Annotated in this window: 16 protein-coding genes; 2 read left to right on the forward strand and 14 right to left on the reverse strand. The window is 34.7% G+C overall.

The window, feature by feature from the left end:
* Positions 1–253: 253 nt before the first annotated feature.
* Positions 254–961, forward strand: coding sequence for an iron-sulfur cluster repair di-iron protein (ric, locus tag AB1280_RS08750; protein ID WP_429755593.1), 708 nt, complete (start codon positions 254–256; stop codon positions 959–961).
* Positions 962–1,215: 254 nt separating this feature from the next.
* A complete protein-coding gene (locus AB1280_RS08755) occupies positions 1,216–1,914 on the forward strand; it encodes a Crp/Fnr family transcriptional regulator (RefSeq protein WP_429755594.1) in 699 nt (232 codons plus the stop codon).
* Positions 1,915–2,009: 95 nt separating this feature from the next.
* Here AB1280_RS08755 and AB1280_RS08760 read toward each other — a convergent pair whose 3' ends face one another.
* From AB1280_RS08760 to AB1280_RS08825, 14 genes are all read right to left on the reverse strand, one after another.
* Complete coding sequence (locus AB1280_RS08760) at positions 2,010–3,482, reverse strand: protein adenylyltransferase SelO (protein ID WP_429757313.1); 1,473 nt, start codon at positions 3,480–3,482, stop codon at positions 2,010–2,012.
* Positions 3,483–3,853: 371 nt separating this feature from the next.
* Entirely contained in the window at positions 3,854–4,942 is a 1,089-nt protein-coding gene (locus tag AB1280_RS08765) for an HBL/NHE enterotoxin family protein (protein WP_429755595.1), read from the reverse strand.
* Positions 4,943–5,218: 276 nt separating this feature from the next.
* Complete coding sequence (locus AB1280_RS08770; protein WP_429757314.1) at positions 5,219–6,346, reverse strand: HBL/NHE enterotoxin family protein; 1,128 nt, start codon at positions 6,344–6,346, stop codon at positions 5,219–5,221.
* A 59-nt stretch (positions 6,347–6,405) separates the two neighbouring features.
* Positions 6,406–7,566, reverse strand: coding sequence for an HBL/NHE enterotoxin family protein (locus tag AB1280_RS08775; RefSeq protein ID WP_429755596.1), 1,161 nt, complete (start codon positions 7,564–7,566; stop codon positions 6,406–6,408).
* 813 nt (positions 7,567–8,379) lie between these two features.
* Positions 8,380–8,775 (reverse strand): cytidine deaminase, encoded by a 396-nt coding sequence (locus AB1280_RS08780; RefSeq protein WP_429755597.1) that lies wholly within the window; start codon positions 8,773–8,775, stop codon positions 8,380–8,382.
* 37 nt (positions 8,776–8,812) lie between these two features.
* Complete coding sequence (locus AB1280_RS08785; RefSeq protein WP_429755598.1) at positions 8,813–10,114, reverse strand: pyrimidine-nucleoside phosphorylase; 1,302 nt, start codon at positions 10,112–10,114, stop codon at positions 8,813–8,815.
* Positions 10,115–10,169: 55 nt separating this feature from the next.
* Entirely contained in the window at positions 10,170–11,351 is a 1,182-nt protein-coding gene (locus AB1280_RS08790; protein WP_272190554.1) for a NupC/NupG family nucleoside CNT transporter, read from the reverse strand.
* Between the two features lie 111 nt (positions 11,352–11,462).
* Positions 11,463–12,134 (reverse strand): deoxyribose-phosphate aldolase, encoded by a 672-nt coding sequence (gene deoC, locus AB1280_RS08795; RefSeq protein WP_272190556.1) that lies wholly within the window; start codon positions 12,132–12,134, stop codon positions 11,463–11,465.
* A gap of 132 nt (positions 12,135–12,266) precedes the next feature.
* Positions 12,267–13,214: a sugar-binding transcriptional regulator gene (locus AB1280_RS08800; protein WP_429755599.1), complete on the reverse strand. Its 948-nt coding sequence runs from the start codon at positions 13,212–13,214 to the stop codon at positions 12,267–12,269.
* 212 nt (positions 13,215–13,426) lie between these two features.
* Positions 13,427–14,335 (reverse strand): branched-chain amino acid ABC transporter permease, encoded by a 909-nt coding sequence (locus tag AB1280_RS08805; RefSeq protein ID WP_429755600.1) that lies wholly within the window; start codon positions 14,333–14,335, stop codon positions 13,427–13,429.
* Between the two features lie 100 nt (positions 14,336–14,435).
* Positions 14,436–15,296 carry a branched-chain amino acid ABC transporter permease gene (locus tag AB1280_RS08810; RefSeq protein ID WP_429755601.1) on the reverse strand — a complete coding sequence of 287 codons (861 nt, stop codon included), beginning with the start codon at positions 15,294–15,296 and terminating at the stop codon, positions 14,436–14,438.
* Between the two features lie 25 nt (positions 15,297–15,321).
* The gene (locus AB1280_RS08815; RefSeq protein ID WP_429755602.1) at positions 15,322–16,026 is read right to left on the reverse strand and encodes an ABC transporter ATP-binding protein; all 705 of its coding nucleotides are present in this window, start codon (positions 16,024–16,026) and stop codon (positions 15,322–15,324) included.
* Positions 16,004–16,777 (reverse strand): ABC transporter ATP-binding protein, encoded by a 774-nt coding sequence (locus tag AB1280_RS08820; protein ID WP_429755603.1) that lies wholly within the window; start codon positions 16,775–16,777, stop codon positions 16,004–16,006. The genes AB1280_RS08815 and AB1280_RS08820 overlap by 23 nt, the downstream gene beginning before the upstream one ends.
* Before the next feature lie 253 nt (positions 16,778–17,030).
* Positions 17,031–18,248, reverse strand: a complete 1,218-nt coding sequence (locus tag AB1280_RS08825; protein ID WP_429755604.1) for a substrate-binding domain-containing protein — start codon at positions 18,246–18,248, stop codon at positions 17,031–17,033.
* Between the last annotated feature and the right edge of the window lie 96 nt (positions 18,249–18,344).

The raw sequence follows: 18,344 nt of genomic DNA on the forward strand, positions 1-18,344 counted from the left end.
ATTTCATTGTATTATTGTTATAATTTTCCGTCAAATAAACAAATACATTTCACTCTATGAAAATATCGTTATTTACTCTTGAAAAATGCAGCAATTTCATTTTCATACTTGGCTCTTTTAGCATATGGCTATAATACACAAACAACGTATGGTGAAATTCACAGGTTATCAGTGATATATATCACTACATCAACTTAAATTTATTGATATTTTTAATCTAGATACAACATTTAAATTTTATGGAGGCATTCATATGGAACATATGTTTACTGAGACTTCTGTGATTGGTGATATTGTTACGAAATTTCCAAAAGCAAGCGACCTTTTCAAATCATATAGAATAGATTTTTGTTGTGGAGGTAACAGACCACTTATCGATGCAATTCATGAGAGAAATTTATCAGTAGAAGAGGTTATAACAAACTTAAATACTCTTTATCATGAAACAAAAGTATTAAATGAATCAAAGATTGACTGGACAACCGCCTCTTATAACGAATTAATTGACTATATTGTGAATAAACATCATCACTTTTTAAATGAAGAATTACCACAGTTAAGTCCATATGTAACAAAAGTATTCCGAGTTCATGGAGCAAAACAGCCTCATTTAGCTCAAATTCACAAGCTATTCCATGAACTAAAAACTGAATTAGAACAGCATATAATAAAAGAAGAAACAGAAGATTTTCCGTTGATTTTAGCATTTGAGCGAAATCCAACTGATGAAAATTATATGAAATTAAGCAAAGTGGTAGAACAACTGGAAATTGAGCATAGTCATGCTGGTGATATTATAAAAGAACTTCGTAACATTACGAATGATTTTACTCCTCCAGAAGGAGCTTGTGGTACTTATCGCCTTGTCTATCACCGACTTGCAGCACTTGAATCCGACCTATTCCAGCACATTCATCTAGAAAATAATATTTTGTTCCCACGTGCAATTGCACAGGCTTAGGTGAGTCTATAGATATCAAATTAAGGCTCAAAAAAACATTTTTTGATTTTGAATAAACTCTTAAATAGATTCCGCTTATACGTAAAAAATAGAACATAAGCACTTTTTGCTCATGTTCTATTTCTTATGTACTTTTTCTGTTACGGATAAAAGTTTCACTTTATCACAAATATGATTTTTATCACTGCTTCATTTAAAAATTTGGTATAACTTTATTATATAGATATGATTGGAATTATTAAGGAGTTGTGTATATGAAAGCAAAAATGATAAAAAAACATTTACAGGAAGTCCCTCTCTTTAAAGAACTTTCCGAAGAAGAACTTCAGCCTATTGTAGACATTTCACAATTACGAATGTATAAGGAAAAATCATTTGTATTTATGCAGGGCGACACACTTGATCGCGTATTTTTTATCCACTCTGGTAAAGTCAAAATTCAAAAAACAGATACCACTGGAAAAGAGCAAATTGTTTCAGTACTTCAAGCTGGAGAAATGTTTCCTCATGCTGGCTTTTTCCAAAAAGGCACCTTCCCAGCACATGCTGAAATACTTGAGACTGCACAATTGATCGTTACTCCAATCGCTGATTTCGAGAAAATTTTGATTCAGCATCCTGAATTATGTATTAAAATGTTTAAGGTTCTTGGAGAAAAAATTGTGGATCTTCAGAACCGATTAGAAGAACAAATTCTTCACGATACTTACGAACAAATTATTATGTTATTACTCCGTTTATGTAAGTCCAATGGTGTAGAAATGAATAGTACATACACATTAACAACACAGTTTACGAATCGAGAACTCGCCAATATGATTGGAACATCAAGAGAAACAATTAGTCGCACAATTAATCAGTTAAAAAGAAGGGAATTAATTTCTGTTGATGAAAACGGTTGTTTCATTATTATTCCAGACAAATTAAAAGCAGAAATCTGTGACCCCTACTAAAAACAAATTAAAAAATGCTACCTCAAATAAAGAAGTAGCATTTTTTGTACAATTCGTAAACTATCTTGTAAAAAGCACTATTCCTAATACTTCTATCAAGTACCACAATACGTTCGGTAAGCACAGGCCGATAGTTCAGGTAGCGCCGTATACTCTTCTTGCTTAGGTGAGTACGCGTAAGGATTGGAAAGGACATTAAGAAGGCGCTCCATCACGCTATAATCCTCATGCTTCACTGCAGCTTCTAATGCCTCTTCTACCCTGTGGTTTCGAGGAATAATCGCCGGATTGCTTTTTCGCATCAATATATGTGAGGACTCTTTAGATTCTTCCTGTCTACCGAGTCTTTCCTGCCACCGTTCATGCCACTGGGCAAACTCTGCAGTCTCAAACAAGGCCATGTTCTCAAGCTTATCAACAGTTAACGCCCGGAAGGTATTCGTATAATCCGCTTGATATTTCAGCATGATCGTAAGGAAATCTTCAATAAGGGATTTATCCTGTATTTCTTCATTAAATATCCCCAATTTCGCTCTCATTCCCGCAAGCCAGTTCGCATTATACAAATCGTTAAAATTTAAAATGGCATCCTGAGCCATTTTAATAGCCATTTCATCATCGCTGTGAAGCAATGGTAGTATACTTTCAGCAAATCTCGCAAGATTCCAGCCTGCCATATGCGGCTGGTTACCATAAGCATAACGCCCTTGAATATCAATGGAACTGAATACTGTTGCCGGATCATAAATATCCATAAACGCACAAGGGCCATAATCAATTGTTTCTCCGCTTATAGTCATATTATCAGTATTCATCACCCCATGAATAAAACCAACTAGTTGCCATTTCGCAATCAGCGAAGCTTGACGCTTAATTACTTCCTCAAGTAAGAAAAGATAGGGATTTTCAGCTACATCACCGCCTGGATAATGTCGATCTAATGTATAGTCAGCTAACATTTGGAGTTCTTCAATAGTCCCCCACTGAGCAGCATACTGAAAAGTGCCAACGCGCAGGTGACTTGCAGCCACACGAACGAGAATTGCACCAGGCTGTTCCGTTTCACGGATAATTGACTCACCAGTTGTCACTACTGCCAGACTGCGGGTCGTAGCAATTCCAAGCGCATGCATTGCTTCGCTAATAATATATTCACGTAACATTGGTCCTAATGCTGCTCGTCCATCTCCTCTGCGAGAGTATGGCGTACGGCCAGAACCTTTCAGATGAATATCAAACCTCTCATCTAAAGAATTAATCTGCTCGCCAAGTAGCAAAGCTCTACCGTCCCCTAACCTGTTAAAATGCCCAAATTGATGACCTGCATATGCTTGAGCAAGAGGAAACGCACCTTCAGGAATCCTATTTCCTGCAAGTACTGCTACCCCTTCATCACTTTCTAATTCCTCGGCATTTAATCCCAATGATGTTGCCAACGGGTGATTGAGAATAACCAATTTCGGTGAGCAAACAGGCGCTGGACTAAGACCCGAAAAAAACGATTTCGGTAGACGGGCATAACTGTTATCAAAGTTCCATCCTGTTTCTATTCTTTCTTTCTTCGTCATCGTATCACCGTCTCTTCTTTTATCATTTATACTTAATACAAAATTGAAATAGGATGTTAATTGTATTTCTACACCAATACAAAGCAATCCCCTATAATGTCTACTTCTTCCATTTTATTATACTCTTTCTACAGAAATAAGGAGAAAACAAATCATGTTTTATTCTGCATTACCATACTTTATATATATAAATTTAAATAAGTTTATGTTTTTACAAATAGATTTGGATATTGAAATACATCTCTATAAAAAAACATACAACCTTACCAACAAATACAAGGTTGTATGTTTTTAATATTATTTACATGTATTCAGGTGCAATCCGGTGCCATTTGTATAATTCGTTCTTCTGGTGGGTCTACTTTTATAATCTATTCTCCTTGTACAATCTTAGCACCTTCATATAATTTATCCGCATAATTTTTAAGGTCTTGCCAATTATCCTTCGCTGTATCCAGATCTGCTGTTATCATAAGAGCAAGCAGGTCTGGGCTAATTTGGTCAACACTTTTAAGCAATGATTTATATTTGACCCCGATTACATCCCACTGAGTCTTTATATTTTCAAGAGCAGTAACAGCTGTACCAACTGTTGCAGCCATATGTTCCGTTTTATTTTTGGCATCAGTCAAAATAACTACTTCTGCCTCTGCTCCAGAAATTCTGGACTTTAATTGTTCTATTTCTTGTTGTGCAGATGCGATATTCTTGTCAGTAGTGACAATCAGTGGTATACCAATCGGAGGCATAAATACAGATAAAGCTATATAGCCACCACGTTTATCATAGTTTTCTTTAATTGTATTATTACAATTCTCAATTCGTTGTTGTAGAAGCGGAATACCAGCGTTCGTACTTTCTAGAATATTCTCCAATTGATTGAAATCTTCTTTGAAATTTCTTGTATTTTCTGCTATTTCACCTTGAAAATTTTTCAATTTTTCTAACAGTACATCTAATTTTTGACTATTGTACAAAATACTATTGTACAAATTTTCTAGTTCATATTTTAATTTCTCTGTATCTTTTTGCTCTATAGCAGTTAGTAAAAGCTTATAACTTGCTTGAAACGTATCATTATAACTTACAATATTCTGATGCGTGTACATAATACGAGTTTTAAAATACATGAACCAAAAATCGGCATTCTCTATTGCATCCCGTTGATGCTTAATCATGTTTGCTTGTAAATCACTATTTATAGAACTTATTTTACTTAAATCTGTCAGCTGTTGATTACTGATTGTATTGGCATATGAATCCATTGTAAGGATATTTGCCACCATTTTTCCCATTACTTCTTTAAATTCACCAGGACCAAGGGAATAGTTCTTCAAACTTTCTTGCTGTTGGGACACAGTTTGTTCTGCTGCCAAAGCATGAAGTGGAATTACATTACTCGCTGCCATTCCCGTAATGATTGTTGACAAAATAATTTTCTTATATAAATTCTTATTCATCTTTTTCACCTACTCTTTCACATGCATCACATATTTTATTAAATTCATAAGCTTCTATTCTTTACTTCAAATGAATTATGATTATTGCAAATAAAACAACATATTAAAATAGAGGTTCTCATACTTTCTTATTCTATAATCTTTATTAAGTTTCATAACTATATAGGAAGTCTCCTGCTCAAACTTGAACAGGAGACTCACATTATATGTTCTTCAAAAAGGAAACTCAGTATATTATATTTTTCATTACTTCGGCAATTTCTTGAAGTACTATTATTATTTCAAGAACGAAATCTCACTATTTTGAATATTTTCAGCATACTTTCTAATCTGCTCCCAATGATCCTTCGCTGTATCCAGATCTGCTGTTATATCCATAGCAAGGAATTCTGGGTCAACAGCTTTAGCACTCTTAATCAATGCGTCATATTTTGTTCCCATTCCATCCCACGCAGTCTTTATATTTTCAAGAGAAACAATAGCTTTATCAATTGTATCTGTTAAATTTTTAATATCACTTTGCACTATCGTTAACCTAGCTGACTGTAGTTGCGCCATTGAAATATTTTGTGTTAGCGTTATAATTTCTTCTTGTGCCTTGATTATCTGCTGCTGCGATGAAACTACTCCGTATATCCCGCCTCCTAATATAGGTGCACCAAAGGGCGCAAAAGGTGAAAGAACTAAATATGCACCAGCAGCAGTTGCAACCGACGATGCAATATAAATTTTGTTATTCTCATCGATTACCGCTTTATTTGTTTCGATTTGTTTCTGAAACAGTGGAATTCCAGCTTCTTGACCAGTTAAAATATTTACGATTTCTTCAGCATTCCCTTTTAAATTTTGTGTATCTTTTTCTAATTTGCCGCGAAAGCTTTTTAAATCCTCCACTAATTTGGTCACTTGATCTTTATTCTGTGAAACTTCACCATTCAACTTTGTAAGCAAAGCTGTTAGTTTGACTGGATCATTTTTATATTGTAATAAATAACGAGAATAATTTTGGAATTTTGTATCATAACTGATAATATTTTGATTCGTCGTAACTATCCCTGATTTCAAATTATTTAACCAGTATGTTGCATTTTCTCTAGTAAGATTTTGGTTGGCTTTAATGTCTGTTTTTAACTTATCGCCAACTGAAGGTAAACCATCCAAATTAATATCTGCTTGTTTAAGAATAGTTAAAGCATACAGGTCCATTACCAACATATTGGATTTAGTGTCCTTCATCGCATGATCAAGCCCTGTTGGTCCAAGGTAATAACTAGGGTATTTAAGGTCTTGATTTGCATAAATAGGTGCTGGTTCCTCTGCCGAGGCATATGATGGCATAATGCCACCCGCTACGATTGTTGCTATTAATGTAGATAAAGCCATTACTTTATAAGGTTTTTTCATCACATTTTTCTCTCCTCATATGATATTGTTAAGAATTATAGTTCTTCATTCTACAAATTTCATCCTGTTACTTTTATTTTTGTAACACTCTCTTGATATTCCGTTGTTTGTTTTTTCAATTCATCCGTAAACTGTTTGAGTTCTTTTAATCGTGCTTGTAATGAATTAGAATCTATTTTCGCATCAGTATTAAGACTTGTCCCCGTTTCAGTCACTATGTTATTAAAGGTGTCCCAACTACTTACTAGATTGTCAAAACTCTGAGTTTGCTTTTTAACTGTTCTTGTAAGGTTATTTAATTGCTGCTCAATAAGTGTCATTTGAGTTGCTTGCACTTCAATATTCGCTAAATTTTGTACCAATTGAATTAGTTTCTGTTGCTTCTGAGCAATAGCTTTATTCAGTTCTGTTACTTTATCATTTGTAAGTTGTCCATATTGGTTATAAACTGCTTCCAAATTAGACACGTCTACAGTTTTCTCCTTAACTCCATCTTTCAAAATATTAATAATCGACTTTGTAATATTTAAAGAGCCGTCTAGATTTTCTTTTGGTAGAGCTAGAAGTTTTTCAAAATCTTCTTGAATGCCTGCATTAAGTTGTCCCATTTCCGTTCTTAATTTTTCAATGTCTCCGTTTGAACCCTTATAAGATTCAAACGCTCTGCTAACTTTACTAGAAAAATTATTACTATCTTCAACCAATTCGTTTTTAGAATAGTTTAAGTCTTCTGAAGTTATTTTCATATTATACTGAATTTTTTGCACGTCACCTTGAATTAAATTAAAAATACGTACAAATAATGCTTTTGCTTGCGGATCTTCATTCATTTTTCCAGCTAGTTCAACCAATGTATTGTAATAATTTGTAAATCTTATTCCAAAACTCTGTATGTCTTGATTTACAACGGATAATTTGTGGTTATTTACATCCAGGCAGTCTCGAACATGGTTTCTTATAGTACCTTGATCAGTTGTTATTCCATATATAGTATTTACATCAAGATCTGGTTGCTGTAATATGATTAGCCCATATCCTTGAATTAATGGCGTCTGTGATCCTAATGTCGTAATCGAATTTGATAACCTATCCGTAGCGGGTCCAAGTATACTACTTGGTTGTAAATAAGTTGTCTTACTTTCTGCAAAAGTATTTACAGGTGAGAAACAACTTGTAGATACTGCTGTAACTAATAACCCTGCGACTAACGTTTTTTTCATAGCAATTCCTCCTATCAATTATGATTTTTCAGACAAAGCAGTTAGACTGAATTTTCAAATTTTAACTTATGTAATCCAGCCTTATTACTTTTTATCTTTATAGATTGTTAAATAGATGTTGATAATGGGAATCTGAGTATACATTAAAAATACTTGTACATAATGCCCTACTACAGCCCTATTCCCTAAGAAGTTACATAAAAGACACGTCGAAGTTAAACTTGATTTTGTATCCCATACACTGTAACGATCTTATGTCCTTATTAAAACATTATGTTTTTATCAAGTAAATCATAAAATTTTGTTCATCACCAAATAACAACTCGATATTCAGATAATATAATTTAAAAATAATTATATTAATAAAAAATTAGTAAATTCATTTTTCATGTAATACATTAATTTTCATTTGATATTTCTATTAAATTTATAATTATTACAATTTAATACAGGTTTTTATTCCCATAAAAATGCTTTTGATATAACAAAATACTATTCTTTATAAACGTTCCCTATATTTGGGTATGTAAAATTGCATAAGAATAGGGCGTAATTTACACTGTAATAAGCTATTTTTTTACAGAATAATTATTTATATTATTATTTTGAAAGCAATGAATATATAAACTTACCACTAAAGGAACTAGTTTATTATGAAGAATCCCTCACCATTTTAATAACCCGTTAATACAAAATAAAGCAAAACTATGAAAATACAAAAAACCCCGAACCATAGACTTTTAAGTGTCCACGACTCGAGGTATAGTTCAATTAGAAAAAAAGTTCATTTATAATTTTCAAATCATACAATACTTATTTTAAATCCTCTATCGAAAATGCACCTGGCAGCAATTGTTCAACTGTTACTTCTTTTTCATCACCTTTTTGGTTCGTTAATAACACTGGCATTTTCGAATCGCAAAATTCTGCAATCACTTGTCTGCAAGCTCCGCATGGTGAAATAGGTCCATCGGTATTACCTGTTACAACCAAATAACTGAAATCACGTTCTCCTTCTGACACTGCTTTAAAGATTGCTGTTCTTTCAGCACAATTACATAAACCGTATGATGCATTTTCTATATTACAGCCTGTATAAATTTTACCATCTTTCGTAACGAGTGCCGCTCCAACAGGAAACTTTGAATACGGAATATAAGCTTTCGACAACATTTTATTTGCTTCTTCAATATATTTTTGTTTATTCATATCAATTCCTCCTCAAAGTAAATGTGATTATTCATTATTAATCAGTGATAACAGTATAGATTAATTTTGGAGCTTCAGCCTTTTCTGATATAGAGATATTTTCATAAATTTTTGCTTTTACCTCTTCAACTTCCTCGCGATTTGCATAAATCGTTACTAATGGCTCTCCTTCTTTTACCGCATCGCCAACTTTTTTACGTAACATTAAACCAACAGCTAAGTCTATTTCATCTTCTTTCGTAGCTCGGCCTGCTCCTAGAAGCATCGCAGCAATACCAATTTCATCAGCAACAATGTTAGACACAACTCCTGAAGTTTTAGCAGGTACATCAATTACATATTTCGCTTGTGGTAATTTTTCTGGCTGATCAACAATCGAACTGTCTCCGCCTTGATTGTGTAAAAATTGTTTGAACTTCTCAATTGCTTTACCGTTTTTCATAACTTCTTTCAACATTTCACGTGCTTCTTCTAACGTATTTGCTTTTTTAGCAAGTACAACCATTTGGCTTCCTAATACAAGCACCAATTCTGTTAAGTCTTCTGGACCTTCTCCTTTTAATGTATCAATTGCCTCTTTTACTTCAAGAGCGTTACCAATTGCAAACCCAAGAGGTTGTGACATATCAGAAATAACAGCCATTGTTTGACGGCCAACATTATTCCCGATTCGCACCATTGCATGAGCTAATTCAATCGCATCTTCTTCTGTTTTCATAAATGCACCAGCACCTGTTTTTACATCTAGGACAATTGCATCAGCACCAGCTGCGATTTTTTTACTCATGATGGAACTTGCGATTAATGGAATCGAGTTTACTGTTCCTGTCACGTCACGCAGGGCATATATTTTTTTATCAGCAGGTGTTAAATTTCCAGTTTGTCCAATTACTGCAACTTTATCACGGTTTACGATGTCAATAAATTGTTCTTTCGTAATTTCAACGTGGAAACCTTCTACTGCTTCTAATTTATCAATTGTTCCACCTGTATGTCCTAAACCGCGCCCAGACATTTTCGCAACAGGTACATCTAAAGCTGCCACTAACGGCCCTAAAACTAATGTTGTTGTATCACCAACACCGCCAGTTGAATGTTTATCTACTTTAACCCCTTCAATCTCTGATAAATCAATCGTTTCTCCAGATTCAACCATTGCTATTGTTAAATCTGCACGTTCACGGTCAGACATATCTTTGAAAAAGATAGCCATTGCAAGTGCACTTACTTGATAATCAGGGATTGTTCCATCTGTATATCCTTTAATAAAAAATTGAATTTCTTCTGTTGTTAATTCTTTACCGTCACGTTTTTTCGCAATGATATCTACCATTCTCATTCTGATCACCAATCCTTTTCATTTTTAGTTATTAAAAATTAACCCTGTTAAACGCTTAATATATTAAGCCAACAATAGTCGCTGATAAAAAGCTAACTAATGTTGCCCCAAACAGTAATTTCAAACCAAATCTTGCCACAACATTTCCTTGTTTTTCATGTAAACTTTTAACAGCACCAGCAATAATCCCAATAGAAGAAAAGTTTGCAAATGAAACAAGAAATACTGATAAGATAGCAGTTGTTCTTCCTGTAAAATGGAAATTCCCTTGGGCTAAATTTGTCATCGCTACAAATTCATTCGATACGAGTTTTGTTGCCATAATACTACCGGCGTTAACAGCTTCATCCCATGGAATCCCTACAATAAAGGCAAATGGAGCAAATACATATCCAAGAATTTCTTGGAACGAGATTCCAATTACGCCTTTAAATATAGCGTTAACAAAAGCGATTAAAGCAACGAATCCAATCAGCATAGCAGCTACAGTCATCGCAACTTTAAAACCATCTATAATATATTCCCCTAGCACTTCAAAAAAGGTTTTCTTCTCTTCTTCTTGTACTTCTAAAATGTCTTCTTCTTCAGTAACCTCATACGGATTAACAATAGAGGCAATAATAAACCCACCAAACAGGTTTAACACTAAAGCGGTTACAACATACTCTGGTTTTAAAAGAACCATATAGGATCCCACTATAGACATCGACACCGTTGACATTGCAGACGCGCATAATGTATATAATCTTCTTTCACTCAATAACCCTAACTGTTTCTTAACAGAGATGAATACTTCTGACTGCCCTAAAATCGCTGAAGCTACAGCGTTATAGGATTCAAGTTTTCCCATTCCATTCACTTTACTTAAAACGAGACCAATGTATTTCACAATGAATGGCAATACTTTAATATGTTGTAAAATACCTATTAAAGCTGAGATAAATACAATTGGCATTAATACCCCTAAAAAGAACGAAAACTCATTTTTATTTACCAAACCGCCGAATACAAAATTAACACCATCAGCAGCGTACTTTAATAATTGTCCAAATCCATCTGCGATCCCACTTATTAAGATGTTCCCTGCACCTGTATTTAAAAGCAAAAAACCTAAAATAAACTGCAGGATAATCATCGTTACAATAGGACGGTATTTTATCTTTCTTCTGTTATTACTGGCAAGCCATGCGATACATAAAATAATAACGAGGCCTAAAATACCTATTAAGTACTTCATTACATTCTCCCTCCCTTTCGTATCCGCTTACATATTTTTTAAGTGTTAAAGTAATAGATACACTATGTCTTTCAACAATTTGTGTATCTATTACTTACACCTTTTTATAGATTAATAAGTACTTGAACCGCCAGTTGTGTCATTTAACACAATTGCAACACTAGCACTTGCTCCAATTCTAGAAGCGCCAGCTTTCACCATTTTCTCTGCATCTTCTCTTGTACGAACTCCACCAGATGCTTTCACGCCAACGTTTTCTCCAACTGTTTTACGCATTAATGCGATATCTTCAGCAGTCGCTCCACCAGTTGAGAATCCAGTTGAAGTTTTTACAAAATCAGCACCAGCTTTTACTGACAATTCACAAGCACGTACCTTTTCTTCATCTGTTAATAAGCATGTTTCAATAATAACTTTTACAAGTGCTTTTCCTTTTGCAGCTTGTACAACTTCGTAAATATCTTTTTCAACGAATTCATTATCGCCATCTTTTAAAGCGCCAACGTTGATTACCATATCAACTTCAGTTGCACCTTTTGCAATTACATCTTTTGTTTCAAATACTTTTGTTTCAGTTGTATTCGCACCTAAAGGGAAACCAATTACTGTGCAAACATCTACATCATGCCCTGCTAATTCTTCAGCAGCTAATTTTACCCACGTAGGATTAATACAAACCGAAGCGAAATTATATTTCTTTGCTTCTTCTAAAACTTTCATAACGTCTTCTTTTTTAGTATCTGGTTTCAAAACTGTATGATCAATTAATTTTGCAATGTTCATTTTCTTCACTCCTCATGTCTTTTAACAACTTCATTCTAACTCTATTTTGAACAAATGTAAACACAGTTTTGAAATTTTGTTCACAACTGTAGAAAAAAGATCTCTCAAATGAACTTTGAGAGATCTCCTGCTCTATCCTTTTTGATAATTTAGCAACTCTTTTGCGGTATGCTGATCGATAATCAATACATTCGCATACCCTCCGCTTAACGCACCATCAATTGCCTTTACTTTTCTAAAACCTCCAGCAACAAGAACAGAACGTTTCTTTAGACGTAGTTCATCTAAATCAATTCCAATTGTACGCTTATTAATTTCCTCGCTGCAAATTTTACCATCTGCATCAAAGAAACGTGAACAAATGTCCCCAACAGCTTGCTCTTTTAATAGGCTCATTTCTTGTTTATCTAAATAACCTAACCGAAACAATAAAGCTTCATCTCGAACAGTTCCAACAGTAAAAATCGCAATATTCGCTTGTTTTCCCATTTCAATAATATGGTGGATATGTCGATCCTGTTCTACTAATTCCTTTGTCACTGCATTATCAAATATAACTGGAAGTGGTAAATTTCGCGGTGTCGTTTGAAAAGCATCTGCAAATAAGGCGATTGTCTCATTTGCATATGTATTTACACTTGAATGACTGATGCCCCCTTTTAATTGGACAACCTCCACTCCTTTTACATGCTGTGGTATAATTTTTCTGGCGATTTCATACATTGTCGTTCCCCAGCTCACACCGACAATATCACCATTATCAACATTATTTTCCATATATTCAGCAGCATACTTACTAATATACTCCGTAATGGCCGTGTACTCTGGTACAGGGGAAAATACGACATGCGCTTCTAATAAATTATATTTTTCTTTAAGTAGGTTACCCACATTATCTAAATCAGCAAATGGATCGGCTATATGAATTTGAACAAACCCTTTTTCTTTTGCATATTTTAACAACCTTGAAATAGTCGGCCTTGAAATATTCAATTTATTTGCAATTTCTTGTTGACTATAATCGGATTGGTAATATAACCTTGCAACTTCAACGCTCAATTGTTGTTTTTCTTTATCCATATTCGTTATTTCTAGACCCCTTCCAAACTTATTCTATCTTAATGGCATCATAACATTTCATGTTGTAAAATTCGACTATCTAAATTGGAGATAAAAGTATTTCATTTAATAAATTAATTTTTAGTTATTTAATTTTCAAAATAAAAAACATACAATTGTACCATTTTATACAAAAACGGACTCTCCAATCAAAGAGTCCGTTTTCTATTGCATTAAACACTATGCTCAATTTGTTCCTTCTTCTCTTTTTTCTTATGGCGTTTCCAGTTCACCAACTTCCTAACTGTTCCAATCATACCTGTTGGAAGACCTAATAAGACGATGATATATAATAAACCAAGAAAAATTGTCCATCGTTCAAAGATTGGATACTGTGCAGCAAGCTCTGACAAATAGTATTTCATAGATTCAATTATCCCTGCCCCTATTACCCCTCCTACTAATGTCCCAATGCCACCGATTGTTGTCATTAATAAAGCATTCAGCGTCATGTCAATTGAGAACACGGTCGTATTTACAAAGCGGAGTGTAATAACAAATAATGCACCGCTCACAGATGCTACAATTCCAGCTACAACACTCGCAATTACTTTATAGTGAAGGATTTTATAACCAAGTGCCTCCATACGTTGTTCATTTTGCGAAATCGCTTTCAACACTTTTCCGATTGAAGATTTTGTAAACAGTTGTAGTAATAAATAAAAAAGCAAAAGACTTATTAATGTAATATAGTAAAATGTGAAGCGGTCTCGAAATATATCAGGTACACGGAATGTAAACCCATCTCCCCCATGCGTGACCGTTCTCCACTTTTCAGCGAGCACAAAGAATAGTTGAGAAATCGCCAGTGTTAGCATCGCATAAAAGTGACTTTTTAATCGTAAGGAAAGCATACCAATCATATAACTAATAACTGCTGATAAAGCGACTGCTACTATAATCCCTATTAAAAAACTTGATATCGATGCCTCTTGTCGATCGAATAAGAGTGCGACACAATAAGCACCGATTCCAAAGAACATACAATGTCCAAACGAAACAATTCCCGTGTAACCTAATAGAATATCAAAACTCATCGCGAAGATTGCGAAGATGAATATTTGTGTAAACAAGATTAACATGCTCCTCGAATCGTTTATAAAAGGAAATATGATAAAAAAGAAAAAAACTGCAACTCCAAAATACAAACTAACCCGATTAGATAATGTGTTCATAACAGTCTCACCCCTTTTCACCAACAATTCCTGTTGGCTTAACTAATAAGACAAATAACAGCATTAACATGTTTATCGCAAGTGATAGATCCGGCATATAATACGCTGTAAAAGCCCCTGCCAAGCCAACAATTAAGGATGCAATTACAGAACCTTGCACACTACCTAATCCACCAATGATTACAACGATAAAAGCTAAAATAGCATACTGCATTCCCATTTCGGCAAAAATAACACCCGAATAAGGCGCAAGAAGGAACCCACCTAACGCCGCCATTCCAGCTCCTAATAAAAACACGAAAGAAAAGATGGCCTTCACATTAATTCCAAGTGCTTGAACCATCTCTTTATCCATTACACCAGCACGAATCATGAGCCCAATTTTCGTTTTTCGAAGTAACAATATAAATCCGATGTAAACCAATACACCGATAAAAATAACAAATAAACGATACTTGATTAATATGATCCCATCAAATGTAAAACTTCCTTGTAACCAATTCGGTAATTTAGCTCCTATCGGATTTGGTCCCCAAAATACTTTTATACATTCACTAAGTACAAGCATGCCACCAAGTGTAACTAATAACTGACGAACGTGATTTCCATAAACAGGACGAATAAGAAATCTTTCTAATATCAAGCCAAGAAACATACCGATCACAATCGCACCAATTAATGCAAACATGTAACTGCCTGTTACATGAAACAACCACACTCCAGTAAAAGCGCCCCATGCAAATAGCCCGCCATGAGCGAAATTAAGAACGTCCATCAAACCGAAAATGAGCGTTAAGCCAGATGCTAATAAGAAAATAAGTACCCCTGTCGAAACACCATTTACAAATAAATTAACTAACACATCCACATTTTTCACCTCACCTATATAAAGGTTAAGAAATCCCTAAATATTTATGGCACGTTTCCTTATTTTCCTTCAGCTCACTCATCGGACCATTATGCACAATTTTCCCATTATCCATAATGTAAAAATAATCACCAATTTGACTGGCCATCATAAAGTTTTGTTCGACAAGTAAAACAGTTGTTTTTTCCTTCATTTTTAAAATTGAGATCATCAACTTCTCAATCATAATTGGTGACAAGCCTTTACTAGGCTCATCAATAAGCAGCAAGCCTTCATTATTAATGTAAGCCCTTGCGATAGCGAGCATTTGCTTTTGTCCTCCACTTAATAACCCACTCTTTTTCTTCCAAAATTGTTTTAAGTCTGGAAAAAGATCCAGCATCCATTCCACTTTTTCATCGGTTTCTTCATTTTTTTTCGTTTGAGCAAGAGCAAATGTTTCTTCAACCGTTAAGTCGTAAAATATCCCTTGATTTTCCGGTACATACCCCATACCTTTTCGAGAAATCATATGTGTTGATAGCCCATTTACTTTCTCACCACCGAAATAAACCGCTCCGTTAGAAATTGTGTGAAATCCCATAATAGAGCGTAGCGTTGTCGTTTTCCCTGCTCCGTTTCTTCCAAATAAGACTGTTATTGTCCCTTTCTCTACTTCAAAAGAAACACCTTGTAAAATATGAAACTGATCTAAATACGTTTCGATATTATCCACTTTTAATAGTGTCACTATATAATCCCCCTAAATAGGCAGTCTGAACACGCTCATCCTTCATAATCTCTCCTGGTAACCCTTCAGCTAATAATTCCCCCTGAAATAACACAACGAGATGATCAGATAAATGAAGAACCATATCCATTTTGTGCTCAATTAACACAATCGTTTTTTCATGATCAGCTTTTATATTTTCAATCACTTGTAGAATAGCGGGAACTTCTTCAATAGAAATACCAGCTGTTGGTTCATCTAACAACAGCATGTCTGTTTTAAGTGCTAAAAGCATTGCAAGTTCTAATTTCCGCTTTTCTCCATGAGCTAAATCTTTTGCCGGTACTTCTTCCTTTCCATTCAGCAACACAGCCTCGAGTAAATGGCGCGCTTCTTCTTGTTGCTGCTTATATCGAGATGATCGCGGGAAAAAACGATAATAATCTTTCGCAAAAGACTGTACACCAAGCCGAACATTTTCAAGAACCGTTAATTCTGGAAAAATGTTTGTAAGCTGAAAAGAACGTCCCATACCAAGACGTGTTCGATCTGAAATCGATAGTTTTGTAATGTCACGTTCCTTAAAATAAATCTCTCCTTTCGTCGGAGAAAGTTGACCACTTAATAAATTAAAAAGGGTGGTTTTCCCTGCTCCGTTTGGTCCAATAACGGAAACAAATTTTCCTTTTGGTATCATTAAATTTACGTCTTTAATAACATGATGTTCTCCAAACGAAACTGAAAGGTTCCGAGTCTCTAACAATTTCTCCACACTATGTCCTCCTCACAAAGGATTTCTTTATATATAAATACAAATTGAAAAAGCGACATAAAGTGAAACTTCCATCAGTGGATGTTTCCTTCACCACTCAATCATGTTCTAGCCGTTATTTCCCATGTATCTTCTTTTTCTTTAAATCAGTTATCCATTCCTTTTACAGAATGGATAACTTTCATCAATAGTCTTTATAAAAAGCTGCCTATAATAGATAATTTGTATATCCTATTTATTCTAACTATTCTGATTATTTATTGCGAATTGGTGGTTCTGTTTCTGTCATTTTTAATTCACGCTCTAAAACTGGAATCGGATAATCAATCCCCTCTTGTTTTTTCAATGTAATTGAATAAAGCGTTTGCAAAGCTTGATGATCTTTCGTCCGGAATTTCATTGTCCCTTTTGGTGTTTCAAATTCCATTCCTTCCATTTTCTTAATGAGCGTATCAGCATCCGTATCACCTTTTGTTTTCTTTAAGGCCTCAACGACTGAAATAGCAGCTGACATCCCACCAGCTGTAAACAAGTCTGGAACAGCACCGTTAAATCGTTTTTTATGTTCTTCTACTAACCAATCATTCACTTTATTTTTTGGAAGCGTATTATAATACACTGAAAATCCTTGCATGCCAACTAGCGCATCCATCGTTTTTAATGCTGCAATATCAGGTGCACCCGTCGAAATTTTAATCCCTTGCTGTTCCACATTCATATCTTTTAATTGCTTCCACGGCGAATTTGCACCTGCCCAAACAATAAATAAATACTCAGGTTTTGAGCTTATAATATTTTGGATATTTGCCGTAAAATCAGTAGAATTCGTATCAGCATATTGTTCGTTTACAATGTTTGCACCCAACTTCTTTGCTGCATCTTTAAACGCGGCAATCCCTTCTCTTCCGAATGCATTGTCTTGAGCTAGCGTCGCAATCTTCACATCTTTCTTAGCAATTGATGCTGCACCAGCAATTGCATCTTGAGATGAATTTCGTCCTGTTCTAAAAATATATTTATTCCAGTTCTTCCCTGTAATACTATCTGCTACAGCCGGCTCAACAACCATTATTTTTTTATATTCTTCAGCCAATGGTAAAACTGCTAACGTATCACTTGAACTAGATGAACCAACTAAAAAATCTACTTTATCTTCTTCTAATAGTTTTGTAGCCTTCTTAACAGCTACATCTGCTTTTGTTTCTGTATCTTCTACAACAAACTTAATCTTTTTCCCTTCTACTTTTCCTGTTCCACCTGTTGCATAATCCAGACCGAGCTCAAATCCATTTACCGTTTGTTTTCCATACGATTCAAGCGGTCCAGTTAACGAAGCAAGAACACCTACCTTAACTGTTTCCTCATTACTTGTACTTGCTTTCTTTCCAGAACATCCAGCTGATACAAGCAGTGAGCCAAGTATACAACCTGTACACACTATCTTTAGCCACTTACGTTTTTTCACTGACATCACAATTCCTCCCCTATCATTTACCTTCCTAGAGAATTGAATACACTGAAACGAAACACCCGTAATCATGACATTTATCAACCGCTACGATGAAAC

It is taken from the genome of Bacillus sp. S10(2024) (assembly GCF_050473865.1).
Lineage (GTDB): Bacteria > Bacillota > Bacilli > Bacillales > Bacillaceae_G > Bacillus_A.